Genomic DNA, 23502 nt, shown 5'->3' on the forward strand with positions numbered 1-23502 from the left:
AGATGACCCAGCCCGCCTTTGCGACCCACGAGGTCTTCAACCAGTCGCCGCCGTTCGAGGACGTCGATCTGTTCGCGGTCGACCGTCCCCTGGTCGCGGCGGTGAAGGCCAATGGCGGCGCGGCGGCGGAGCGGGAGCTGTCGGAGTTCGGCAGGCATTGGGGCTCGGCCGCGATGGCCGATCGCGGGCGCGTGGCCAATGAGAACACGCCGAAGCTGCGGACCTTCGACGCAAAAGGCAATCGCCGCGACCAGGTCGAGTTTCACCCCTCGTATCACGAGCTGATGGCGCACAGCGCACATGCCGGCGTGCACAATTCGACCTGGACGATGGAAGGCAAGCCCGCAGGCGATGCCGCCGAAGTCATTCGCGCGGCAAAGTTCTACATGGCCTCGCAAGTGGAGACCGGCCATCTCTGCCCGATCACGATGACGCGCGCCTCCGTCGCGGCGCTCGCGACTGAGCCGGATCTTTTGGCGCGCGTGATGCCGGTGCTGTCGACGAGGAGCTACGATCCCGCCTTCGCGCCGTGGTGGGAGAAGCGCGGCATGACGCTCGGCATGGGCATGACCGAGAAGCAGGGCGGCACCGACGTGCGCGCCAACATGACGCGCGCGGTGCGCGACGGCGATGCCTATCGCATCACCGGGCACAAATGGTTCATGTCGGCGCCGATGTGCGATGCGTTCCTGGTGCTGGCGCAGGCCGAGAGCGGGCTGACCTGTTTCTTCATGCCGCGCTTTGCGCCGGATGGTTCGGTCAATGCGATCCAGTTCCAGCGGCTGAAGGACAAGCTCGGCAACCGTTCCAATGCGTCCTCCGAGGTCGAATTCACAGGCGCCTATGCGCAAGTGGTCGGCGAAGAGGGTAAGGGCATCCGCACCATCATTCAGATGGTGCAGCTGACGCGGCAGGATTGCGCGATCGCTTCCGTCGGCCTGATGCGCTCGGGGCTCGCGCATGCGCTGCATCATGCCCGTCACCGCAGCGTGTTCCAGAAGCATCTGGCCGATCAGCCGCTGATGCAGGCGGTGCTCTCGGACATGGCGCTGCACGTGGAAGCGAGCACGGCCCTGATGATGCGGCTCTGCCGTGCCTTCGACCGCACGCCGCATGATGCCGCGGAGGCCGCCTACATGCGGCTGCTCACGCCCGCGATCAAATACTGGACCTGCAAGAGCGCGCCGGCATTCCTTTACGAGGCGATGGAGTGCCTCGGCGGCAACGGCTATGTCGAGGACGGCATTTTGGCGCGCCACTACCGGGAGTCGCCGGTGAACGCGATCTGGGAAGGGTCCGGCAACGTGATGTGCCTCGACGTGCTGCGCGCATTGTCGCGTGAGCCGGAGGCGGCAATGGCCGTGCTGCAATCCCTTGTCGCCGAGACCAAGGGCCTGCCCGGAGCGGGCGAGGCGGCGGCGTTCATCGGCAAGACGTTTCGGCGCGCCGATGGCGAACGCGTCGCGCGCCTCGCGGTCGAGAAGCTGGCGCTGCTGGCTGCGGCCGCTGCTCTCAATGGCGTGTCGCCGCGCCAGGCCGAGCTGTTTGCCGCCACGCGCCTCGCAGCGAACCACGCCAGCATGTATGGCGCGGTCGAGCTGGAGAGCGGCGACGTGCGCGCGCTGCTCGAGCAGGCGCTGCCGTGAGCCTTTTGCTTTTTTCTGCCGTCATTCCGGGGCGATGCGAAGCATCGAACCCGGAATCTCGAGATTCCGGGTTCGCCCTTCGGGCGCCCCGGAATGACGGTGGTGTTCCAACGAAAGCCTCCTGATGGACTCCCTCAATCCCGATCATCCACCGCTCGTCATGACGCCCGCGCCGCCGCGCGTCTGGAAGTTCTGGGGCACGGCGCTGTGGGGCCTCTTCATCTTCGCCGCGATGTTCGTCGGGCAGATCGGCGCCATCGTCCTGCTGGTGGTGATGCGGGGGCTCCCGATCGACATGGCCTCGTTGCAGTCGATCGGTCACGAGCCCCAGGCGCTGGGGCTGTCGGTGATCATGGGACTGCCGACGACACTGGCCGCCGTCTGGCTCGCCATCCGCATCAAGAAGGCGTCCTTCGTCGACTACCTCGCGCTCTATTGGCCGTCCTGGAGGCAGCTGCTATTCGGCGCGGTCGGCCTCGTCCTGATCGTGCTGGCCTGGGAGGTGGTGTCGCGATCGCTCGGCCGCGAGGCGACGCCGGGCTTCATGACCGACCTGCTGAAATCCGGCCGTGACAAGGGCGCCGCGCTCCTGTTGCTGTTCGCCTTCAGCGTGGCCGCGCCGATGTCGGAAGAGGTTCTGGCGCGCGGCTTCCTGTTTCGCGGCTGGTCGGCGAGCTTCCTGCGCGTGCCGGGCGCGATCCTGCTGTCGTCGCTGGTGTGGACGGTCGTGCACCTGCAATACGACCTGTACTTCCTCGCCGAGGTCTTCACCATCGGCCTGTGGTTCGGCTACATGCGCCATCGGACGGGCTCGCTCTGGCTCACGATCATATTGCACGCGCTGAACAACATGACCGCGGTGGTGCTGACGATGTGGCTGGGGAGCTAAGGGCAGGCCTGGCGTTTCGGCCGCGCTGGTTCTGCGCTGAAAGCGGACGCCGCTGCGGCAATTGCCCGGCTGACAATCCCCGAGTATGTTGGGGTGGTATCTACGCCCACCTTCGCTCCGACGTTGTCGGGGAAAGCCCGTATGTCTGACCTCGAAAATGCCGGCCCATCGGCGACCGGCGCGACGCCGCGGCCACGCACCTGGGATTTCGCCGAGACGCTGCTCGTTGCCTTGCTTTGCGACCTGGCATTCATGCTCACGGGCGGGATCGCGATGAGGTACGTGATCTTGAACTACGGTGGGGGTTGGGCGTTGTCTGCGACCGAGCTTCAGGCCGTGTCGCTACAGGGCCGATGGCAGGGTACCGGCATCATTTTGGGAGCGCCCGCAGTTATCCTCGTGCTGTGGATCGCGATCCGCATGGCTCGCAGAGGGTTTTCGGAATACCTTGCCCTGAACTGGCCGAGCGGAGGCGAGATCGTCCGCGCCTTGTGCCTGATGGCCATCGTCGTGTCGATCGAGATGGTCTTGATGTCCGCGGTTGGTTCGGGCGGATACAAGCCCGGGCCGGATCTCATCGTTCACAGTACGGCAGGGCTGCTCGCGATGCTGATCGGAAGCTGCATCGTTGCTCCCGTGATCGAGGAGCTCGTCGTCCGGGGCTTTATATTTCGTGGCTGGTCGCAATCGTTCCTGGGACCGAACGGCGCGATCGTGCTGGCGTCCGCGCTGTGGGCGTTCGGTCATGTGCAATACGACCTGTTCGAGCGCTTCAATGTCTTCCTGATGGGGCTCGCCCTCGGCTATCTTCGCTCGAGCGGCAATTCTACCTGGCTCGCGGTCATCGCTCATTCTGCGGTGAACACGTTTGTCTATTTCTCGATCGGACCCTACGTCTAGCGCCTCACGCCACCAGCGCGATCGCGATCGGCATGGTGATCGCCGCCAGGATCGTCTGCAGCGTGATGATCTGCGCCAGCAGCGGCGCGTCGCCGCCCATCTGGCGCGCCAGCACATAGGCGCTGGGCGAGGTCGGCACCGCGGCGCAAATCGCGACGATCGCGAGGCTGTTGCCTGACAGCCCGAACCAGGCGGCAAGAACCAGCGCGAGCACGGGCATCAGGACCAGCTTGAATGCGACGCCGATGGTGGCGCTCACGCTCGGGCGGAACAGGCCCTTGAGTTGCAGGCCGGCGCCGGTGACGAGCAGGCCGATGGCGAGCGATGAGCGGCCGAGCGCGTCCGCCACCTCGTGCCAGATCTTCGGCAGTGGCAGATGGACGACGTTGATCACGAGGCCGATGACGCAGGCCCAGATCAGGGGATTGCGGATCACCGTCATGACGATGGCGCGCACCGACTGCTTTTCGGGCGAGGCATAATGCGCGAGCACGGCGACGCTGAATACGTTCACCAGCGGGATGATCGCGACCATCGCGACCGACGCCAGCGCCAGCCCGACATCGCCGTACAGATTGGCCGAGACCGACAGCGCCACATAGGTCTGCCAGCGCGTCGCGCCCTGGAAGATCGAGGTGAAGGCAGGGCCGTCGATGTCGAGCCGCGACAGGGCCGGGCGGAGCGCGAGGCAAAGCAGGGACATTGCCAGCGCCGACAGCAGCAGCGCGCCGCCGACGCCGGCGACCGGCACTTTGGTCAGGTCCGCCTTCACCAGGGTCTGGATCAGCAGCATCGGGAACAGCACGAAATAGGTCAGCCGCTCCAGCCCGTGCCATTGCGTGTCCAGCCGCATCAGGCTGTGCCGGAGCACCACGCCGAGCACGATGAGGATGAAGACCGGCAGCAGCGCCGCGATCACGACGAGCATGGGGTCAGCCGGCGCGCAAGTTTGCGAGGCGGTCGAGCGCCCCTTGCAGGATGAAGATCGCGGCGTGCTCGTCGATCACCTCGGCGCGCTTGGCGCGGCTGACATCCATGCCGATCAGCTCGCGCTCGACGGCGGCGGTCGAGAGGCGCTCGTCCCAGAGGCCGATGGGAAGCGCGGTCAGGCCGGCGAGATTGCGGGCAAAGGCGCGGGTGGATTGCGCGCGCGGGCCCTCGCTGCCGTCCATGTTGATGGGCAGGCCGAGCACGAAACCGGCCGCCTTGCGCTCGGCGGCGATCGCGAGCAGCCGGGCCGCATCGTGCTTGAATTGCTTGCGCTGGATGGTCTCGACGCCGGTCGCCAGCCGGCGGTCCGGGTCGGACACGGCAACACCGATGGTCTTGGTGCCCAAGTCGAGCCCGACCAGCGCACCGCGCTGGGGCCAGTGGGTTGCAGCATCGACGAGAGGCAGGATAAGAGCCGGCATGGATCTAGCGCATATCACGCGTCGCGCTGCGGAGTGAACCCTTGGCGATGGACACACTGACACTATTCGGCCTGTTTGCCGTGACGGCGATGCTGGTCTGCTATGCCCTGGAGGACCGCAGCCACTGGTTCGTGCTGCTGTTCGCGGCCTCGTGCGCGCTCGGGTCGGCCTACGGCTTCCTGCAGGGCGCCTGGCCGTTCGGCGTCGTCGAGGCGATCTGGGCCGTGGTTGCATTGCGGCGGTGGCATCTCAGGCCGCAGGGATAGCGAGCGAGGGGCCTGTCGCGCAGGCTGGAGGCGCCTCGCCCACGTCCTGAGATCGCGGATCGAGATCAGCGGATCGCGATCGGGTTGATCATCGCCTGCACGCCGCCGGTCCAGCGCGGCTGCCCGAGCACGAACAGGAACTCGTAGCCCTTGTCCTTCGCGAGCGCGGCGGTGTCCATGTTCTCGAGGATGTAGGTCCCGTTCATCGCGAGCAGGATCTGGTGCACCTCGAACACGTTCTTGGACTCGAACGGCAGCACTTCGAGCGCCCAGGTGTCGGCACCGACAGCGACGACGCCCTTGCCGGTGAGGTACTTGGCCCCCTCGACGCCGAGACCGGGCTCGCCGGCCGAGTAGCGCTTGTCGTCCTTGCCGATCAGGCTGAGCCAGCCGGTGTGGAAGATGACGACGTCGCCCTGGCGGATCTCGACGTTCTGCGCCTTGGCGGCTTCCTCGATCTCCTTGACGTTGAAGGCGGTGCCTTCCTTGACGATGTCGGTCTTGAAATAGGCGGCCATGTCGAGCAGCACGCCGCGGGTGACCATCGGCGGTACCTTCTCGATGCCGAGCTTCTTCAGCCCGTTCGGGTCGGCGAAGTCGGCGAGCTTGTTGCCGTTGTAATAGACGTGCTCGACGCCGAGATGGCCGAGACCGTCGAGCTGGCTGCCGATTCCGACCCAGGTGTCGAGGATGTCGTCGTTATAGGTGGCCTTGTTGGGGCCGAGACCGGGGATGCCGGCTTGTCCGGGCTGCACGATGGTGAGCTTGAACTGGCGCGGCGGATAGGCGGGCGTCTGCGGTGTGACGGGAATGCCGAGGGCGTAGGTCTTGCCGGTCTTCACCAGGGAGGCGGCCTTCACCACAAGCTCCGGTGTCATGTAGTTGGCGGCGCCGATCTCGTCGTTCGGGCCCCATTTCGATTTGGTCCAGTCCTGAGCACTTGCAGTTCCTGACATCGCCGACAACGCGGCGACGCAGCACAACACGAGCGTATTGCGCATCGATAGTCCTCCCGATGTTTCTTGCCGATGTTTTGGCTTCGTATGGTTTCGCGCTGGCCAGTCGCTCATCCTAACGTAGAACGATCGCGCGCTTCAAAACTTTTCGACGCGCGATGATGCGACGGCTGAACGCAGCATCGGCCGCGCGCAACGCACATGGATTCGAGTACGACAGATTTGTGACAGTGAATTTCGCCGCGTGGAACGTTCGCTTTGCGTCAGGCCGCGATGACGTCGTCGTCCTTTTTCAGGCAAGCGACGAAGCCTTGAAGCGCGCTGTATTGATGTCCCGCGCTGCGCTGGATGAAGAGCGTCTCGGCGCGCGCGTGCGAGGCGCCGAGCGCGTGCATCGACACGCTGCCGCTCATCGCGCTGCGTTCGACCACCGCGCACGGCAACAGCGTCACGCCCATGTCGGCGGCGACGCAGCCGATCATGCCGTCGAGCGTGCCGAGCTCGAAGCGTGCCGCCGACGGCCAGCCGAATTCGACGAAGATCTGTTCGAGCCGTTGGCGATAGGTGCAGCCGGTGCGGAACACCAAGGCGGTCGGGCCGGATTCCGGCGTGCCGGCGCGCAGCTCGGTGAGCGAGCTCCAGCGCCGCGCGCTGACCAGCACCATCTCTTCGCGGAAGGCGTTGGTCGCGGTGAGGTCGGCATGTGCGATGGGACCTGCGACGAAGGCGCCGTCGAGCGTGCCGTCGAGCACGCTTGCGACGAGGTCGGCCGTGGTCGCGGTGCGCAGGGACAGGCGCACGGCCGGGAAGCGGCGGTGGAAATCGGCCAGCAGCGGCGGCAACCGCACGGCTGCGGTGGTCTCCATCGAGCCGATCGCCAGCGGCCCCTTCGGCTCGCCATCGTCACGTGCGGCGAGCACGGCCTCGCGCGACAACGCGGCCATCCGTTGCGCGTACGGCAAGAGACGTTTGCCGGCGCCGGTCAGCGTCATGCCGCGGCTGTGACGCTCGAACAGCGGGGTGCCGATCTCGGCCTCCAGCGCCTTCACGCGCTGGGTGACGTTCGATTGCACCGTGTTGAGCTCTTCGGCGGCGCGGGTAATGCCGCCGGTGCGGGCGACTGCGGCGAAGGTCTGGATGTCGCTGAGTTCCATGGCGTCGTTTCGCTTTTGAGATGGCAGCGTTCGCAACAATTCATTTTTCGAGAATGCTAGTCGCGCCTAGTCTCGCTGTCCAGATCAGGGAGGGACCATGCCGCTTGCGACATCGCTGACCACGCTGCTCGGGATCAGGCATCCCATCCTGCTGGCGCCCATGGACGTCATCGCCGGCAGCCGTCTGGTCGCAGCGGTGAGCCGCGCCGGCGGCTTCGGCATCCTCGGTGGCGGCTATGGCGAGCGGGCGTGGCTGGAGCAGGAGACAGCCAAGCTCGCGGGCCTCTCCGCGCCGTTCGGCATCGGCTTCATCACGTGGAGCCTGGCCAGGCGGCCCGAGCTGCTCGATGTCGCGCTCGCCGCAAAGCCGTCCGCGATCATGTTGTCGTTCGGCGATCCCGCACCGTTCGCGCCAAAAATCAAATCCGCCGGCGCCCGCCTGATCTGCCAGGTGCAGGACGAGGTCATGGCGCGGCAGGCGCTCGATGCCGGCGCCGATGTCCTGATCGCGCAGGGGACAGAGGCCGGTGGTCACGGCGCCTCGCGCACCACCGTCGATCTCGTGCCTGCGATCGTCGATCTCGCTGCGGGCCGCGCGCCTGTCGTCGCGGCCGGCGGCATCGCCGACGGGCGCGGGCTCGCCGCGATGATGATGCTGGGCGCAAGCGGCGTGCTGCTCGGCACGCGCTTCTATGCCAGCCAGGAGGCCGACGGCGTGGAGGAGGCCAAGCGGCGCATCTGCGCGGCGAACAGCGGCTCGACCGTGCGCGGCATCATCTTCGATCTCTCCCGCAACAATGTCTGGCCGGCGCCGTTCACGGGACGATGCCTGGTCAACGACCATGCCAAACGCTGGATCGGCCGCGAGGTCGAGCTGATGCAGAATGTTGCCGCAGTCGCCGCGGACTATGCCGCCGCAAAGGCCGCCGGCAATTTCGACGTCGCCGCGGTGATTGCCGGCGAGGCAGTCGGACTGATCCATGATATTCCACCGGCGGCGGAGATCGTCGAGCGGATTGCGATCGAGGCGGAGCAGCTTCTGGCTGGACGGAGAAACTCCACCGCGTCAGCCGCCTGAGCACAAGAGAGAGAACAACCATGTGGCCTGACCGTCGACTGATCGATCTCTTCAAGACCGAATGCCCGATCGTGCTGGCGCCGATGGCCGGCGTGATGGATGCGGAGCTGGTGATCGCCGTGGCGGAGGGCGGCGGGCTCGGCTCGCTGCCGAGCGCGATGCTGTCGCCGGAGAAGGCGCGTGAGCAGGTCCACATCATCCGCCAGCGCGTGAAGGCGCCGCTCAACATGAACTTCTTCTGCCACACGCCGATCGACCTCACGGCGGAGGCCGAGGCCCGCTGGAAGCAGCGGCTCACGGGCTACTACACCGAGCACGGTCTCGATCCCGCAGCGCCGATCGCCGCGGCCAACCGTGCGCCGTTCGATGCGGCCTTCTGCGAGGTGGTCGAGGAGCTGAAGCCGGAGGTCGTCAGCTTTCACTTCGGCCTGCCGGAGCAGGCGCTGCTCAAGCGCGTCAAGGCGGCAGGCTGCCTCGTCATCTCGTCCGCCACCACTGTGAAGGAAGCGGTCTGGCTCGAGCAGCACGGCGTCGACGCGGTGATCGCGCAAGGCGCCGAGGCGGGCGGCCATCGCGGCATGTTCCTGACCGACAAGATCGCCGAGCAGCCCGGCACGTTCGCGCTGGTGCCGCAGGTCGCCGACGCCGTGAAGGTGCCGGTGATTGCGGCCGGCGGTATCGCCGACGGGCGCGGCATTGCCGCAGCCTTCGCGCTCGGTGCCTCCGGCGTGCAGATCGGCAGCGCGTATCTGCGCTGCCCGGAATCCAAGGTCAGCGCGGGCGGCCGCAAGGCGCTCGCCGAGGCGCGGGACGACTCCACCGTGATCACCAATGTCATGACCGGCCGGCCGGCGCGCGGGGTGCAGAACCGGCTGATGCGCGAGGCCGGCCCGGTCTCGCCCGACGCCCCGCCGTTCCCCCACGCCGCGACCGCGCTGGGGCCGCTGAAGGCGGCGGCCGAGAAGCAGGGCAGGGTGGATTTCACCAATCTCTGGGCCGGACAGGCCGTGGCCCTCGGCCGCGAGGTCCCTGCGGCCGAATTGACCCGGGATTTGGCCAAATCGGCGCTGGCCCGCATGAAAGGGCTTGCTGGATAGGCCCCCGGCGCCGGTTGCGGCGCAAAAGCGGCCTCTGCTATACGGCACATAGGTTTTGCCGTGAGAGGCCTTATATAATGTCCGTCGACGCCGCTACCGTCCGCCGCATCGCGCATCTGGCGCGCATCGCGGTTTCCGAGGGCGAGGTTCCGCATCTGCAGGGCGAGCTCAATGCCATGCTCGCCTTTGTCGAGCAGCTCTCGGAGGTCAATGTCGAGGGCGTGGAGCCGATGACCTCGGTGACCCCGATGCAGATGAAGAAGCGGCAGGACGTGGTCAACGACGGCGAGATCGCCGACGATATCGTTGCCAACGCGCCGGCGACTGAAGGTCACTTCTTCCTGGTGCCGAAGGTCGTAGAGTAACTTTTAGGACGTGGTCCGATGTGCCTGCTTTGCGACGATGAGAAGGCCTATCAGGCCTACATGAATTACCTCGACAAGATGGAGCGGCAGGGCAAGGCCGCCGATCCCAATGTCGCCGTCAATGCCGTGCTCGACGAGCTCGAGGCCGCCGCGAATGCGGCCGCCAAGAAAGACGACCCGGCCAACGACAAGACCCTGTCTCCCTTCTTCTGCAGCCCGATCAATAAATGACCGATTTGACATCGCTGACGCTGGCCGAGGCCCGCAAGGGTCTCGCCGACAAGACTTTCACGTCGCTCGAGCTGACCGACGCGCATCTGAGCGCGATCGAGAAAGCGCGCGTGCTCAATGCTTTCGTGATGGAGACGCCCGACCAGGCGCGCGCCATGGCGCGCGAGGCGGACGCCAAGATCGGGAAAGGTGACGCGGGCCCGCTCGCCGGCATCCCGCTCGGCATCAAGGACCTGTTCGCGACCAAGGGCGTGCGCACCACGGCGTGCTCGAAGATCCTCGGCAATTTCGTGCCGACCTACGAGTCCACCGTCACCTCGCAGCTCTGGCGCGACGGCGCGGTGATGCTCGGCAAGCTCAACAATGACGAGTTCGCGATGGGCTCGGCCAACGAGACCTCGTGCTTCGGTCCCGTCGGCAATCCCTGGCGCCGCGAGGGAAGCAACACGACGCTGGTGCCGGGCGGCTCGTCCGGCGGCTCGGCCTCGGCCGTGGCAGCGCTGCTCTGCATGGGCGCGACCGCGACCGACACCGGCGGCTCGATCCGCCAGCCGGCGGCGTTCACCGCGACCGTCGGCATCAAGCCGACCTATGGTCGCTGCTCGCGCTGGGGCATCGTCGCCTTTGCCTCCTCGCTCGACCAGGCAGGTCCGATCGCGCGCAGCGTGCGCGACAGCGCGATGCTGCTGCGCTCGATGGCCGGTCATGATCCCAAGGACACGACGTCGGTCGATATCGCCGTGCCGGATTACGAGGCTGCGATCGGCAAGTCCGTGAAGGGCATGAAGATCGGCATCCCCAAGGAGTATCGTCTCGACGGCATGCCGGCCGAGATCGAGAAGCTGTGGAGCGAGGGCGCGGCCTGGCTGAAGGCCGCCGGCGCCGAGCTCGTCGAGGTGTCGCTGCCGCACACGAAGTATGCGCTGCCGGCCTATTACATCGTGGCGCCGGCGGAGGCGTCGTCCAACCTCGCGCGCTATGACGGCGTCCGCTACGGCCTGCGCGAGCAGGGTAAGAATATCATCGAGCAGTACGAGAACACCCGCGCCGAAGGGTTTGGTGCGGAGGTGCGCCGCCGCGTCATGATCGGCACCTACGTTCTCTCGGCCGGCTACTACGATGCCTATTATCTGCGCGCCCAGAAGGTACGCACGCTGATCAAGAAGGACTTCGAGGACTGCTTCGCCAAGGGGGTCGACGCGATCCTGACGCCGGCGACGCCGTCTGCGGCCTTCGGCATCGGCGAGAAGGGCGGCGCCGACCCGGTCGAGATGTATCTCAACGACATCTTCACGGTGACCGTGAACATGGCGGGCCTGCCCGGCATCGCCGTGCCCGCCGGCAAGGACGCGCAGGGCCTGCCGCTCGGCCTGCAGCTGATCGGTCGTCCGTTCGAGGAGGAGACGCTGTTCTCGCTCGGCGAGGTGATCGAGCAGGCGGCCGGCCGCTTCACGCCAGCGAGGTGGTGGTGAATGTCGCGGGCTTCATCGCGAGCCTCGACGGCGCGGCGCCCGCGCCGGAGCTGAACGCGCCGCTCGCCGGTCTCTGGTGGGCCGCGAAGGGCGACTGGGACCAGGCGCACAAGATCGTTCAGGACGACAATGGCCGCGACGCGGCCTGGGTGCACGCCTATCTGCACCGCGTCGAGGGCGATCTCGGCAACGCCGGCTACTGGTACCGCCAGGCGGGCCAAGTCGCGGCAAAGGATTCATTGGACGCGGAGTGGCAGCGGATCGCCGCCAAGCTGCTCGAAGCTGGATGCAGCTGAGCCTTCACAGGCGCGTGTTGGGCACCACACCTGCGCGCCAGGCCGCGACATTGAGGTGGTCCGGCGCCGCCTTGCGCAGACGCGACGAGACCGCGACCTTTTGACCTGCGCGTGCCTGCTGCAGAACACGGCGACGTTCGATCTCGGTGGCGACCAGCGGCTGCTTTGCCAGCCAGTTGAGGTCGACGGACGACGGTGCAAAGCACGAAGAGAATGACGCGAGCTGCTCGAGCCGTTCGAGCGCTGCAGCCACGAACCAGCCGACGACGTCGGTCCCGGGCGCAACCTGATCGAACCTTGGACTTGCCGGCCAGAATGGCTCGACGATGCGGCCTTTGCCGCCCTTGAGCACCTCCGCCGCGAACCGCAATGCGTTGACGGCCATGGTGCGGTTGCCGACGTCGGAGGCGATGCGGGCGAGCGTCGAAAGGCGCGACAGTGAAGGCTGTCGCTGACAGAGCGCGCCGAGCGTATCGCACGCGAATTTCAGCGCCGCGTAGCGCTGAGGCCAGGCGTGCTCCGGGGAGCGCCATATCGCATAGCCGGCGAGAGCGTCACGATAGACCGGGTCTTGAGCCGCGGCGCCGCCGGGCAGTGCGTTGAAAATCGACGCATAGGGTTGCGCCCTGAATTGCGCGAGCGCCCAGTCCCGCGTGGTATCGTCGGGCTCCCACTCCGGGACGGCCTCGATCAGGAAATTCTCTGTGGCGAGCGCCGCGGCGCGGTCGGGTTTGGCCGCGAACAGGTTGAGCTCGTAGGGATCGAGCGGCTCGCCGATCCTGACCGGCACCAGGACGGGGGCTCCGGCGAGGAGCCGATAGATACCGAAGCCCAGACCAGCAAAAGCCGCCGGCAGGCTGTCATTCTGCTTCTCGCCGGCTTTGATCTCGAACATCACCAAGGGAGAGTGCTCGGAGAAGAATGCCTGCGCGCCGGCCAGGATACGCTCTTCCTCTCCTTCCGCGTCGATCTTGATGAAGTCGATGGCGCCCCAGTTCCTCGACGTCTGTTCGGCGTCGAGCGAGGTGATCTGCACCTTTTCGGTAGGACCGCTGCCTTGCAGCGAGTTGAGCTCGCTGGAGTTGCCCAGCACCAACTGGCCCTCCCGTTCACCGTCGGACAGTGCGGCGGCGATGATATGCAGGTTGGCGGTCTTGTTCCTGGCTTTGCTCAGCGCGAGCAGGCGGCGCGGCTCGCTGGCTGGCTCGTAGGCAAACACCTGGCCATGAGGCGCGAGCACCCGTGCCATCGGCAGGCTGTAGACGCCGAGATTGGCGCCGACGTCGAGCGCAGTCATCCCCGGCTTCAGCCAGCTCGCGAGAAATGCCGTCTCCTTTTCGAACCATGCTTCCTGTTCGAGGATGACGTAGGTGGTGATCGCATCGAGCGAGGCCGGCACCACGATATGCGTCCCGTCAGTCATCCGGAGCGACAGCTCGCCCATCATGGCCCTCGCGTTTCGGTCCTTTTGCGGCTGTCATGACACGGATTGCGTGCGGTTTCACGCCCAATTCGGCCGATCGGGGGCAGGAGGCCCAGGTTGCATCGCTTTCCGCCTCGGCCTAATGAGTTGGTCGTGGCAGCTCCCGCCCGGCTGGGGGCCGACCCGCATCCCTCCAGCACAGAACGATATCTTCGCCATGAACGCTGACGCGACACCCCACAAGCTTCTCAAGGGCTCAACCGGCGATTGGGAGATGGTCATCGGCATGGAGATCCATGCCCAGGTGACGTCGAACTCAAAGCTGTTCTCGGGCGCCTCCACCGCGTTCGGCGGCGAGCCGAACAGCCACGTGTCGCTGGTGGACGCCGCGATGCCCGGCATGTTGCCCGTCATCAACGAGGAATGCGTCAGGCAGGCTGTCCGGACCGGGCTCGGTCTCAACGCCAAGATCAATCTGCGTTCGGTGTTCGACCGGAAAAACTATTTCTATCCGGATCTGCCGCAGGGCTACCAGATCAGCCAGTACAAGTCGCCGGTGGTGGGCGAGGGCGAGGTGCTGGTCGAGCTCGACGGCGGCCGCAGCGTCAGCATCGGCATCGAGCGCCTGCATCTTGAGCAGGATGCCGGCAAGCTTCTGCACGACCGGTCGCCGACCATGACCAATGTCGATCTCAATCGTTCCGGCGTGGCGCTGATGGAGATCGTCTCCAAGCCCGACATCCGCGACGCCGAGCAGGCCAAGGCCTATGTGACCAAGCTGCGCTCGATCCTGCGCTATCTCGGCACCTGCGACGGCGACATGGAGAAGGGAAGCTTGCGCGCCGACGTCAACGTCTCCGTGCGCAAGCCGGGAGCGCCGCTCGGCACCCGCTGCGAGATCAAGAACATGAACTCGATCAACTTCATCGGCCAGGCGATCGAGTTTGAGGCGCGCCGGCAGATCGAGATCCTCGAGGACGGCGGCGCCATCGACCAGGAGACGCGGCTCTATGACCCCAACAAGGGCGAGACGCGCTCGATGCGGTCGAAGGAAGAGGCGCACGACTATCGCTACTTCCCCGATCCCGACCTGTTGCCGCTGGAGTTCAGCCAGGCGTTCGTCGACGAGCTGAAGGCCGAGCTGCCGGAGCTGCCGGACCAGAAGAAGACGCGCTTCGTCGCTGATTTCGGCCTGTCGGCCTATGATGCGAGCGTGCTGGTTGCCGAGCGCGAGAGCGCTCTGTTCTACGAGACGGTGCTCGACAAGCTCGCCAACCGCGCGCGCGACGGCAAGATGGCTGCGAACTGGGTGATCAACGAGCTGTTCGGCCGTCTCAACAAGGAAGGCCGGGATATTACGGACTCTCCGGTCAACGCCGAACAGCTTGCGGCGATCGTCGATCTGATCGGCGAGGGCACGATCTCGGGCAAGATCGCCAAGGATCTGTTCGAGATCGTCTGGCAGGAAGGTGGCGACCCGCGCGCGCTGGTCGAAAGCCGTGGCATGAAGCAGGTCACCGACCTCTCGGCGATCGAGAAGGTGGTCGACGACATCATCGCGGCCAATCCCGACAAGGCCGCGCAGGTCAAGGACAAGCCGCAGTCGCTCGGCTGGTTCGTCGGCCAGGTGATGAAGGCGTCCGGCGGCAAAGCCAATCCGCAGAGCGTCAACGACCTGCTCAAGTCCAAGCTCGGCGTCTAGCCTCACGCGTTCGAACGAGGTGACGGACACGCTCCGTCACCTCGCTTGGTGTTTGCGATGCGACGCTCACGCGTCATCGGCGGCGAAGATCATCCCGTTCAAGCGCGATGCGGCGGCCGAATCGCAGCCCGCGCGATTCGCGCAAAGCGGCGACTTGCACACGCTCCGACGAGCGCTTCCGCCGTTAAGCATGAAAATAATTTCGTTGCCAAAAATCGCGACTCAGAGTCCGCGACTCGCCTCCGCGGCGCCGTCGCGCGCCGTGCAGCGTTCGTCGACGCGCTGATCGCACGCGATGTACGCGCACAGAATAATACTTGCTGCATAGTGTTTTCCTGCAATCGCTGCGCTTGCCGATGTCGCTGTTGCGAGAAGCATTCGCAATCGCGGACGCGTGTCTCCGCGTGTCGGCAAATCAAGCGCGGCTGGCGCACGCGCGCTGCGTCGTCAACACTTCCTTAAGTCAGAAGATGTTTTTTTCGTCGTGTTGGTGTATTCGGGGTGAGTGCATTCGATCCCCGAATGCGCGCAGCGATTAAAGCCATCTCACACATCGGAGGGCAACATGGCCAAGAAAGCGAAGAAGGCGAAGAAGGCGAAGAGCGCAGTGAAGAAGACTGCGAAGAAGACCCGCAAGGTCGCGAAGAAGAAGAAGTAACTTCGCTTCTGAAGTTGCCGGCTCCTAGCAGCCGGCACGTCATCAGCGCCTCCTAGAGGTTCTGGTCGACGATAGAGGGTGTCGGCGAGACATCAGGTCAACGGTCGGGTCGTTCTCTTTTACGGCCCGGCAGAAGAAACAAAGTTTTCTTCGTTCGGTGCGGTTCTCTTTCCAAGGGCTCCGCAATTTCACAAGCGGCCTTCGGGCCAACGTGAAATCTGGTCCTGACGTGTTCGCCGACGCCCTCGTTCTCCCTGAGGCCGGGGTATTGCCGGCATCCCTTTTCCCGACATTGCTGATCTGACCGCGACGTCGCCGCGCTGCCCTGAGGCAGGCAGGCTACGGCGCCAGTGGCGTTGTGCGCCATCTCTCCATGTGCGGTGTCATCGCCCGGCTACGACCCGGCGGTCCCTGCACGCCGAGACGGCCGTGGTCGAGCCGATGGGCCGCGGCATACCGGATCCCCGCCTGCGCGGGGACTGACGGGGCAGGGTGCGGTCACGACAGCGCCGCTCCCGCAGATTGCAGCCGCAGGACGCGCACCACCGCGCGCGATGGTTATCGATGTCCCAAAATCCAGCGGTAAACAGAATCTGACGAATCGCAAAAGTGCCTGCAAATCAAGGGCTTTTTGAATTCTGCGCGCAGGCGCCGCGCGCTCGCGTTTACGTCTGCTTCATCGCGATACTTAAACTGCCATTCAAATTTGCCCGCCATCATCGCCTCCAACAACAAGCCGGCAAACGGCGTTGGGGAAGAGTTGAACGGCGCGGGATCCCAGAAAGGGATTTTGCAAATCACAGTTGGACGGGAGCCGCGCTCGGGGGACGAGGCGGCATAAGAAAAAGGGGATGCGTTATGTTTCAGGGTACTTTCGATCTCGATACGGCGACGCCGATCGATGCGAGCGCGCTGTCGGACGTGCTGTTCGATCGCGGGATCTATTGGGCGAGCGGCCGCTCCGGCCTCGTCGATCTCGTCGCCGCGCATAAATGGTTCAACCTCGCTGCCCTGAAGGGCCGCAAGGACGCCGTGGCGCTGCGCCAGGAAGTTGCCGGCCAGATGTCGGATGCCGAGATCTCGGTCGCGCAGCGCGAGGCCAGGGCCTGGGTTTCCGCTCACTAAGAGCCGTCTCCGTTCCGATGGAACCGGAACAGGGCTTCCGGTTCCCATGTGACGCCTTTCCAGGCGCCAGCCGATATCGCCTTCGCTCGAAGCGGCTTTGAACCGAGAATCCGGTTCGCCCCCGTGTTTTCACGGGCGGCTTTGGTTGCGCTGGATCAAATCTTTCGTCGTGCCGCCGCTTAACAACCGGCGCGTATGAGCACCCACGACATCAATGAACAATGGCTGCCGATTCAGATCGCGCCCGACGACTGCGTTCTGGAACTCGGACGGCCCTACAAGACGGGCATCGTGCCCTGGACCTTTCCGGCCCGGCGCACGTCCGGTGTCTGGTTCAACGTCTGGGCCGACGAGCCGGTGCTGATCTCCCCCTCGCATTGGCGGATCTGGCGCGCTCCGGCGGCTAGATGCGGGCACACTTATATAAGGTGAGCGGGGAATCGGGCTGAGCCCAGCCGTATGACTGCGGCCAAGCGTCGTCTTCAGGTGAAAGAACGGCAGACCTTGATTCTGCGGCTGGTGGCGGAGAGGGAGGGATTCGAACCCTCGATACAGCTTGAGACCGTATGACGCTTTAGCAAAGCGTTGCCTTCAGCCACTCGGCCACCTCTCCGGTGCGAGCCTTATGCCTCTAATTGCTTGGGCCGGTCAATTTGTAAGCGCGTGTTTGCGCTCGAATATTCCCATCGATTTTCCGAACAGACCCGGTTTGCTTCCCGGACGAGAACCGTTACGCCGCAAGAACGGACGCGGGGCTCGAACGTCGCGCATATGTAATGAGACTGCTTGTTGCGCGTGAGTTCTCTCGTTCTGGCGTAAGTGGCTGGATTTGCTGAGGAATAAATCGATTTCGTGGAGAGGGTTGATCGAGGGGGCGAAATCCCTCCGTCTCCGTGATCGTTACCTTAATGTATTGATCTTGCTTGTTTTTATTGCCGAATGACCGTGTCGCAGGTGGGATGAGCTGCATCTTGACCATATCGGCTCAGACAGCCGGCTGATCTGGTAACGGTGCTCTCGGCGGGGCCGGGCGACGCGAGCGACCGAACCGGATGGGCCTTCGCAGGACCAGTTGCTAAGGTCAACGAGTTGGATTGAGGGAGGAATGGGCTTGGCGAATGAGTTGCAGGCCAAATTTCGGCGTGCTGTCGAGGCCTTTCAGGCCAGGGACCTGCCGAAAGCGGAAAAAATCCTCGAGCAGATCAGGAGAGCCTCCCCGAACATCTTCGACGTCGCCCACTTCCTCGGCGTGATCAAGCTGATGCAGGGCCGATTTTCGGAGGCCGAGACTCATCTCAAAGCGGCGGTTGCCCTGAACGGCAGCAGCGACGAAGCGCTCAGCAATTACGGATACGCACTCAAGAGCCTCAACCGGCCCCAGGAGGCGCTGACGTATTTCACGCGCGCCCTGGCGGTCAATCCGCGCAATCCTCTCTCGTACCACAACAGGGGCACGATCCTCGCCGAATCCTCGAAGAACTATGCGGAGGCGATCGAGCAGTTCGACAAGGCGGCACTCTACAATCCGAACTTTGCCGATGCCTATTCGAGCAAGGGCAATTGCCTGGAGAAGCTCGCCCGCTTTGAGGACGCCCTCATTGCCTACGACAAGGCGCTCTCGATCAAGCCCGACCTCGATCAGGCGTGGCTCGGCCGCGGCAACGTGTTCTGGAATCTCGAGCGCTACGACGAGGCATCCAGCGCCTATGAGAAGGCGCTCTCGATCAAGCCCGATCTCGAGCATGCCTGGCTCGGTCAGGGCAATGTGCTCTGGAGTCTCAAGCGCTACGACCAGGCGCTCGCCGCCTATGACAAGGCGCTTTCGATCAAGCCCGGCCTTGCGGAAGCATGGCTCGGGCGAGGGAATGTGTTCCGGACTCTCAGGCGCTACGACGAGGCATTCGGTGCCTACGACAAGGCGCTGTCGGCCAAGCCCGATCTGGCGAATGCATGGCTTGGTCTGGGCGATGCGCTGAACGATCTCAGGCGCTGCGACGAGGCGCTTGCTGCCTACGACAAGGCGCTGGCGATCGAACCCGGTCTGGGAAGTGCGTGGGTCGGCCGCGGGCACGCCTTCTGGAGCCTCAAGCGATTTGACGAGGCTCTTGCCGCCTATGACAGCGCGCTCTCGCTCGAGCCCGATCTGGAGGGCGTGTGGCTGGGGCGCGGCAACGTGTTCTGCGATCTCTCGCGCTACGACGACGCATTGGCCGCATATGAGAAGGCGCTGTCGACCCGGCCCGATCTGGCCGAGGCCTGGCTCGGTCGCGGCAACGTGTTCTGGAGCCTCAAGCGCTACGACGAGGCCTTTGCCGCCTACGACAAGGCACTGTCGATCAAGCCCGATCTGGAGGGCGCGTGGCTGGGGCGGGCCAACGCGTTGTGCGATCTCAAGCGTTACGATGAAGCTGCCGCCGCCTACGACAGGGCGCTGTCGATCAGGCCCGACCTTGCGGAAGCGCGGCTTGGCCGCGGCAACGTCTTCACCGAGCTCAAGCGCCATGATGCAGCCCTTGCTGCCTATGAGGAGGCGTTGTCGATCAAGCCCGACCTGGCGGAAGCCTGGCTCGGCCGCGGCAACGTCTTGTGGAGCTTCAGGCGCTACGAGGACGCTCTTGCCGCCTATGACAAGACGCTCTCGATCAAGCCGGACCTGGAAGGCGCGTGGCAGGGGCGCGGCAACGTGTTCAGCGACCTCAAGCGCCATGACGAAGCCTTCGCCGCTTACGACAAGGCGCTGTCGATCAAGCCCGATCTGGAAGGCATGGAAGGCTCGCGCCTCCATGCAAAAATGAACCTGTGCGAGTGGGACGGTCTGCAGGCAGAGATCGATCATCTGCTGGCGGCGATACGGGCCGGGAAACCCAACAGCTCTCCCTTCGCGCTGCTGTCGCTGACGGATGCTCCCGACGATCATCTCGCCTGCGCCAGGGCATGGGTCGCCGCGCGTCACCCGCAGTCCTCCGAGGTGGTGCCGGAACGGATCACCCACACGCATGACAAGATCCGGATCGGATATGTTTCTCCCGATTTCCGCCAGCACCCGGTCGGCTATCTGACCGCCGGCATATTCGAGAGCCACGATCCCGGCCGGTTCGAGACCTACGCCTTTTCCATCGGTCCGAACGACAACAGCGACATGCGCAAGCGGCTGGAAGGAGCCTTCCATCGCTTCATCGATTGCCAGGGCATGGGCGACGGTGACGTCCTCGCCACGATCAAGGGCGCCGAGATCGACATTCTCGTCGATCTTGCCGGGCACACGCAGAATGCCAGGCTGTCGTTGTTCGCATCCGCCCCCGCGCCGATCGCCGTCAACTTCCTCGGCTTCGCAGGCACGGTCGGCAGCAAGCAACTCTCGAATTACATCATTGCCGATCACATCGTCCTGCCCGATCAGAACAGCTCCTTCTTCGAAGAGAAAATCGTTCGTCTGCCCGGCAGCTTCATGCCGCGCGACAACAAGGCGGAGGCGATCGACGACAAGTTGCTCGATCGGGCCGATCACGATTTGCGGCCCGAATGGATCGTGTTCTGTTGTTTCAACAACGCCTACAAGATCAATCCCGCCGTCTTCGATTGCTGGATGAGCATTCTTGGAAAGGTGGACCAGTCGGTCTTGTGGCTGTCCGAGATGGGCGAGACCGCAAAGTCGAACCTGAGAAAGGAAGCCAGGGGCAGGGGCATCGATCCGGATCGACTGGTGTTTGCCAAGCACGTCGCATCCTCGGCCGAGCATCTGGCGCGGCATCGCCTTGCCGACCTTTTCCTGGACGCGCTGCCTTACAACGCGCATACGACGGCGAGCGACGCGCTGTGGGCCGGCCTGCCGGTCGTGACGCAGATTGGAGATAGTTTCGCCGGGCGCGTCGCGGCGAGCCTGCTTGACGCCGTCGGCTTGCCTGAACTGATCACGCGAACCCGTGACGACTACGAAGCCCTTGCGGTCGAGCTCGCACTGGACAGGCCGAAGCTGCAGGGAATTCGCCGGAGGCTGCAGGACAACCGGTTGACGACGTCATTGTTCGATGTCGCGCGCTATACGAGGCAGCTGGAAGCTGCCTACGAGGCCATGCATCAACGGCATCTGGCCGGATTGCCGCCGGATCATATCGACGTTCGGCCGCTCTGATAGAGCAGGTCGAGGTCGATGACGTGCGCCTGCCGTGATCGGGCAGGCGAACGGCAAGGCCGGCCGCACTCTCTTTACATGTCACGCGAGCAGCGAGGCTGCTCGCTCCCGGAACGATACAATCGAACCGGGCGAGGGACATCGCGGCAGGCCGGGATGTCTTTGGCCGTGATTCCCGGGTTCCGGCGTAGACGGCTCCGCTTCCGCCCGGCAGCAGCCCAGCGGATGCCCATTGGGATCGGCGGATTCTCTCTTTGATCAGCCGATTCCCGGTCGTCGATGGCTCTGTCACGTGCGCGCCGATTCCACGATTCGAGCGCGTCAGATGCGCGACTCCGCGACCCGCGGCGCGCGACGCCTCAAGTGAGGAAATTCGAGGGCAAATGGAACCGCCTCAAAAACATAAGCAAAAACAAGATGTTACAGGCGCGTTCTGATCACATCTGCGTGTTATTTGTGCAACACCCGTCGGAAAACACGCTTCATAGGCTCGGTTCGGAGCGTTCTGTTGTTGTGTGTGCAAGGACGTTCGGTAATTGTGACTGAGCGACGGAGGGGGGCATCCCGAGGTCGTCCCGTTTTAGGTGGTTCGCTTAAGTCCCTCGCGTTCAGCGGGTGTGTCCGAAGGCGCGAAGCGACTAAGCGGTGAGTTAAGGGACAAGGGAACCAACCTTAGGGTGTTTCACCCAGCGGATCCGGAACCTTCCCTATAGAGCAAACTTGGAGGTTTAACATGAAGTTGGTTAAGAGCCTTTTGCTCGGTTCAGCGGCGGGTCTGATCGCCGTTGGCGGAGCGCAGGCAGCCGATCTCCCCGTGAAGGCCAAGGCGGTCGAATACGTGAAGATCTGCTCCCTGTACGGTGCCGGATTCTACTACATCCCGGGCACTGACACCTGCATCAAGCTGGGTGGTTACCTGCGCGCCGAAGTCGCGCTGGGCACCAACTCGGACTTCTCGGGCGGCCTGAACGTTTCGAGCCAGGGCGCAAACGGTGCTCGCAACCGTCTGACGAACTACTACACGATGCGCGCTCGTGAAGATCTCAACATCGACACGCGCACCGCGACCGAGTACGGCGTCGTCCGTACCTTCTTCGACGGCGTGTTCTCCTGGACCACCGGCAACTACGTCGGCATCAACAGCACCTCCGGCGGTACCGCTTACTCGGGCACGCTGACTGCTGGCCCGTCCGCGACCGGTACCTCGGCGTTCAACTCGGTCAGCCTCTATGGCTCGGGCTCCGGCTCGGTCAACGGCACCGACGGCAACACCTCGGCTGGTTCGCTCGGCGTGTACTACGCCTTCATCCAGTTCGCTGGCTTCACGATGGGTAAGGCCGTGTCGCAGTTCGACGCGCCCTGGACCAACTATCCCGGCAACAACTTCGACAGCCTCGTCGGCGGCAGCGGCACGGTCACTGGTATCAACCAGTTCACCTACACTGCTGACTTCGGTCAGGGCGTGACGGCGGCGTTCTCGGCGGAAGATCCGACCTCCTACATGCAGGCCGGCAACGTCAACCTGGCTGGCGCTTCCGGCATCGGTCTCGTCGGCGGCAGCTTCGGCACCACCAACAACAGCATCGGTGGCTCGCGCTCGCCGAACCTCGTTGCCATGGTTCGTGTCGATCAGGCTTGGGGCCTCTTCCAGGCGTCGATCGCTGCGAAGGACAACCACACCGGTTACTACGGCTCGAACGAAGCCACTGGCCACCCCGACGACAAGTGGGGTTGGGCGGTTCAGCTCGCTCTGTCGATCAAGAACATCCCGACTGGTGCGGGTGACGTGATCAACATTTCGGGCGTCTACACCGACGGTGCCACCCGCTACAACTTCCAGAACCTGGCGGGCAGCTCCTACTCGATGTGGGGTTCGAACGGTGCGGCTGGTACGTACGGCAGCGTCGGCTTCGCCTTCGCTCCGGACACCACCTTCAACGGTGCGGGCACCTCGCAGGAGACGGTCAAGACCTGGGGCTTCCGTGGTGCGTACACCCATAACTGGGATGCGTACTGGAACACCGCGATCTACGGCGCTTACGCTGGCGTCTCGTACTCCGACAACCAGAAGGCCGGCATCTGCGCCGCGTTCTTCTCGGCTTCGGCTGTCACGGGTATCGGCGCAACCGCTGCGACCAACACCTGTAACCCGGACTTCAACGTTGCCCAGCTCGGTTTGATCACCCGCTGGACCCCGGTGAAGAACCTGACCTTCTCGGCCGACCTGAACTGGACGCACCTCGACCAGAAGTACGCCGGCAACATCACTCTCCCGGCTGCTCAGAACGCCGGTGGTGCGATCGTTGCGGGTGCTGCGAAGCCGACCGCGACCTACACCCTCAAGGATCAGGACACTGTGACCCTGCTCCTCCGCGCTCAGCGCAACTGGTAAGTTCGGTCTAACGACCTGACAGAGAGCCCCGGCGGGAAACCGCCGGGGTTTTTCTTTTGGTCGGTCGCTTGCCTCGCCGTCAGCGGGAGAGGTGGTGATCGCCAAGGACGTAAGTCCGTAAGAACGGCATCCGGTGCCGGCTTTTGATGCGAATGAGGCCGCCAACGCGACGGCCTTCTGGGATCCCGAGCCAGGCCAGCGTCACTTCAGATCGAGGGGCCCGGCAGGAGGAGCGCTCGACGCTGGTCCAGCCCCGCTCCATCCTGTTGCTCTGACACTCGTCGTAAGTCTTGAAGCCAAGAGCGTTG

20 protein-coding genes and 1 tRNA gene are annotated in these 23502 nt (G+C 64.5%); 15 read left to right on the forward strand and 6 right to left on the reverse strand.

What is annotated here, in order from left to right:
* Window positions 1-2 precede the first annotated feature (2 nt).
* From JQ617_RS04270 to JQ617_RS04280, 3 genes are all read left to right on the forward strand, one after another.
* Window positions 3-1646 carry an acyl-CoA dehydrogenase family protein gene (locus JQ617_RS04270; RefSeq protein ID WP_212024646.1) on the forward strand — a complete coding sequence of 548 codons (1644 nt, stop codon included), beginning with the start codon at window positions 3-5 and terminating at the stop codon, window positions 1644-1646.
* 124 nt (window positions 1647-1770) lie between these two features.
* The gene (locus tag JQ617_RS04275; protein WP_212024648.1) at window positions 1771-2535 is read left to right on the forward strand and encodes a CPBP family intramembrane glutamic endopeptidase; all 765 of its coding nucleotides are present in this window, start codon (window positions 1771-1773) and stop codon (window positions 2533-2535) included.
* A gap of 141 nt (window positions 2536-2676) precedes the next feature.
* Window positions 2677-3435 (forward strand): CPBP family intramembrane glutamic endopeptidase, encoded by a 759-nt coding sequence (locus tag JQ617_RS04280; RefSeq protein WP_212024650.1) that lies wholly within the window; start codon window positions 2677-2679, stop codon window positions 3433-3435.
* A gap of 4 nt (window positions 3436-3439) precedes the next feature.
* Here the strand turns inward: JQ617_RS04280 and JQ617_RS04285 are convergent, their stop codons facing one another.
* Complete coding sequence (locus JQ617_RS04285) at window positions 3440-4363, reverse strand: AEC family transporter (RefSeq protein WP_212024652.1); 924 nt, start codon at window positions 4361-4363, stop codon at window positions 3440-3442.
* Window positions 4364-4367: 4 nt separating this feature from the next.
* A complete protein-coding gene (gene ruvX / locus JQ617_RS04290) occupies window positions 4368-4847 on the reverse strand; it encodes a Holliday junction resolvase RuvX (protein ID WP_212024654.1) in 480 nt (159 codons plus the stop codon).
* Between the two features lie 47 nt (window positions 4848-4894).
* Here ruvX and JQ617_RS04295 point away from each other — a divergent pair, with 47 nt between their 5' ends.
* Entirely contained in the window at window positions 4895-5113 is a 219-nt protein-coding gene (locus tag JQ617_RS04295) for a hypothetical protein (protein ID WP_063683020.1), read from the forward strand.
* Window positions 5114-5178: 65 nt separating this feature from the next.
* Here the strand turns inward: JQ617_RS04295 and JQ617_RS04300 are convergent, their stop codons facing one another.
* Window positions 5179-6114, reverse strand: a complete 936-nt coding sequence (locus JQ617_RS04300) for a cyclase family protein (RefSeq protein WP_212024656.1) — start codon at window positions 6112-6114, stop codon at window positions 5179-5181.
* 218 nt (window positions 6115-6332) lie between these two features.
* Window positions 6333-7223 carry a LysR family transcriptional regulator gene (locus tag JQ617_RS04305; protein WP_212024658.1) on the reverse strand — a complete coding sequence of 297 codons (891 nt, stop codon included), beginning with the start codon at window positions 7221-7223 and terminating at the stop codon, window positions 6333-6335.
* A gap of 97 nt (window positions 7224-7320) precedes the next feature.
* Between JQ617_RS04305 and JQ617_RS04310 the strand changes: the two genes are divergently transcribed.
* The 6 genes from JQ617_RS04310 (at window position 7321) to JQ617_RS04335 (ending at window position 11762) form a co-directional block, all read left to right on the forward strand.
* Window positions 7321-8301, forward strand: a complete 981-nt coding sequence (locus JQ617_RS04310) for an NAD(P)H-dependent flavin oxidoreductase (RefSeq protein WP_212024660.1) — start codon at window positions 7321-7323, stop codon at window positions 8299-8301.
* A gap of 20 nt (window positions 8302-8321) precedes the next feature.
* On the forward strand, window positions 8322-9398 hold the full coding sequence (locus tag JQ617_RS04315; protein ID WP_212024662.1) for an NAD(P)H-dependent flavin oxidoreductase: 1077 nt from the start codon (window positions 8322-8324) through the stop codon (window positions 9396-9398).
* A 77-nt stretch (window positions 9399-9475) separates the two neighbouring features.
* Window positions 9476-9763 (forward strand): Asp-tRNA(Asn)/Glu-tRNA(Gln) amidotransferase subunit GatC, encoded by a 288-nt coding sequence (gatC, locus tag JQ617_RS04320; protein WP_007611211.1) that lies wholly within the window; start codon window positions 9476-9478, stop codon window positions 9761-9763.
* An 18-nt stretch (window positions 9764-9781) separates the two neighbouring features.
* Window positions 9782-9994, forward strand: a complete 213-nt coding sequence (locus JQ617_RS04325; RefSeq protein ID WP_008548392.1) for a hypothetical protein — start codon at window positions 9782-9784, stop codon at window positions 9992-9994.
* Window positions 9991-11466, forward strand: a complete 1476-nt coding sequence (gene gatA, locus JQ617_RS04330) for an Asp-tRNA(Asn)/Glu-tRNA(Gln) amidotransferase subunit GatA (protein WP_212024664.1) — start codon at window positions 9991-9993, stop codon at window positions 11464-11466. Before JQ617_RS04325 ends, gatA begins: the two co-directional genes overlap by 4 nt.
* A complete protein-coding gene (locus JQ617_RS04335) occupies window positions 11457-11762 on the forward strand; it encodes a hypothetical protein (RefSeq protein ID WP_212024666.1) in 306 nt (101 codons plus the stop codon). The genes gatA and JQ617_RS04335 overlap by 10 nt, the downstream gene beginning before the upstream one ends.
* A 4-nt stretch (window positions 11763-11766) precedes the next feature.
* Here the strand turns inward: JQ617_RS04335 and JQ617_RS04340 are convergent, their stop codons facing one another.
* Window positions 11767-13209 carry an FkbM family methyltransferase gene (locus tag JQ617_RS04340; RefSeq protein WP_212024667.1) on the reverse strand — a complete coding sequence of 481 codons (1443 nt, stop codon included), beginning with the start codon at window positions 13207-13209 and terminating at the stop codon, window positions 11767-11769.
* A 193-nt stretch (window positions 13210-13402) separates the two neighbouring features.
* Here JQ617_RS04340 and gatB point away from each other — a divergent pair, with 193 nt between their 5' ends.
* The 3 genes from gatB to JQ617_RS04355 all read left to right on the forward strand — a co-directional run bounded on the left by gatB (window position 13403) and on the right by JQ617_RS04355 (window position 17102).
* Window positions 13403-14887, forward strand: coding sequence for an Asp-tRNA(Asn)/Glu-tRNA(Gln) amidotransferase subunit GatB (gene gatB, locus JQ617_RS04345; protein WP_212024669.1), 1485 nt, complete (start codon window positions 13403-13405; stop codon window positions 14885-14887).
* Between the two features lie 1516 nt (window positions 14888-16403).
* A complete protein-coding gene (locus tag JQ617_RS04350; RefSeq protein WP_212024671.1) occupies window positions 16404-16670 on the forward strand; it encodes a hypothetical protein in 267 nt (88 codons plus the stop codon).
* A gap of 195 nt (window positions 16671-16865) precedes the next feature.
* A complete protein-coding gene (locus JQ617_RS04355; RefSeq protein WP_212024673.1) occupies window positions 16866-17102 on the forward strand; it encodes a hypothetical protein in 237 nt (78 codons plus the stop codon).
* An 88-nt stretch (window positions 17103-17190) separates the two neighbouring features.
* Here the strand turns inward: JQ617_RS04355 and JQ617_RS04360 are convergent.
* Window positions 17191-17283, reverse strand: a tRNA-Ser gene (locus tag JQ617_RS04360).
* A gap of 498 nt (window positions 17284-17781) precedes the next feature.
* Here JQ617_RS04360 and JQ617_RS04365 point away from each other — a divergent pair.
* Both JQ617_RS04365 and JQ617_RS04370 read left to right on the forward strand, forming a co-directional pair.
* Window positions 17782-20802 (forward strand): tetratricopeptide repeat protein, encoded by a 3021-nt coding sequence (locus tag JQ617_RS04365; RefSeq protein WP_212024675.1) that lies wholly within the window; start codon window positions 17782-17784, stop codon window positions 20800-20802.
* Between the two features lie 733 nt (window positions 20803-21535).
* Complete coding sequence (locus JQ617_RS04370; RefSeq protein ID WP_212024677.1) at window positions 21536-23194, forward strand: porin; 1659 nt, start codon at window positions 21536-21538, stop codon at window positions 23192-23194.
* Window positions 23195-23502: the final 308 nt, after the last annotated feature.

It is taken from the genome of Bradyrhizobium sp. KB893862 SZCCT0404, from assembly GCF_018130885.1.
GTDB classification, from domain to species: domain Bacteria; phylum Pseudomonadota; class Alphaproteobacteria; order Rhizobiales; family Xanthobacteraceae; genus Bradyrhizobium; species Bradyrhizobium stylosanthis.

Coding starts and splice junctions, on each gene's coding strand:
- JQ617_RS04325 (WP_008548392.1), top strand. CDS start 9,782: ATGTGCCTGCTTTGCGACGATGAGAAGGCCTATCAGGCCTACATGAAT.
- JQ617_RS04370 (WP_212024677.1), top strand. CDS start 21,536: ATGAAGTTGGTTAAGAGCCTTTTGCTCGGTTCAGCGGCGGGTCTGATC.
- JQ617_RS04315 (WP_212024662.1), top strand. CDS start 8,322: ATGTGGCCTGACCGTCGACTGATCGATCTCTTCAAGACCGAATGCCCG.
- JQ617_RS04310 (WP_212024660.1), top strand. CDS start 7,321: ATGCCGCTTGCGACATCGCTGACCACGCTGCTCGGGATCAGGCATCCC.
- JQ617_RS04295 (WP_063683020.1), top strand. CDS start 4,895: ATGGACACACTGACACTATTCGGCCTGTTTGCCGTGACGGCGATGCTG.
- JQ617_RS04300 (WP_212024656.1), bottom strand. CDS start 6,114: ATGCGCAATACGCTCGTGTTGTGCTGCGTCGCCGCGTTGTCGGCGATG.
- gatA (WP_212024664.1), top strand. CDS start 9,991: ATGACCGATTTGACATCGCTGACGCTGGCCGAGGCCCGCAAGGGTCTC.
- gatC (WP_007611211.1), top strand. CDS start 9,476: ATGTCCGTCGACGCCGCTACCGTCCGCCGCATCGCGCATCTGGCGCGC.
- JQ617_RS04275 (WP_212024648.1), top strand. CDS start 1,771: ATGGACTCCCTCAATCCCGATCATCCACCGCTCGTCATGACGCCCGCG.
- JQ617_RS04280 (WP_212024650.1), top strand. CDS start 2,677: ATGTCTGACCTCGAAAATGCCGGCCCATCGGCGACCGGCGCGACGCCG.
- JQ617_RS04355 (WP_212024673.1), top strand. CDS start 16,866: ATGAGCACCCACGACATCAATGAACAATGGCTGCCGATTCAGATCGCG.
- JQ617_RS04285 (WP_212024652.1), bottom strand. CDS start 4,363: ATGCTCGTCGTGATCGCGGCGCTGCTGCCGGTCTTCATCCTCATCGTG.
- JQ617_RS04350 (WP_212024671.1), top strand. CDS start 16,404: ATGTTTCAGGGTACTTTCGATCTCGATACGGCGACGCCGATCGATGCG.
- JQ617_RS04305 (WP_212024658.1), bottom strand. CDS start 7,223: ATGGAACTCAGCGACATCCAGACCTTCGCCGCAGTCGCCCGCACCGGC.
- gatB (WP_212024669.1), top strand. CDS start 13,403: ATGAACGCTGACGCGACACCCCACAAGCTTCTCAAGGGCTCAACCGGC.
- ruvX (WP_212024654.1), bottom strand. CDS start 4,847: ATGCCGGCTCTTATCCTGCCTCTCGTCGATGCTGCAACCCACTGGCCC.
- JQ617_RS04340 (WP_212024667.1), bottom strand. CDS start 13,209: ATGATGGGCGAGCTGTCGCTCCGGATGACTGACGGGACGCATATCGTG.
- JQ617_RS04270 (WP_212024646.1), top strand. CDS start 3: ATGACCCAGCCCGCCTTTGCGACCCACGAGGTCTTCAACCAGTCGCCG.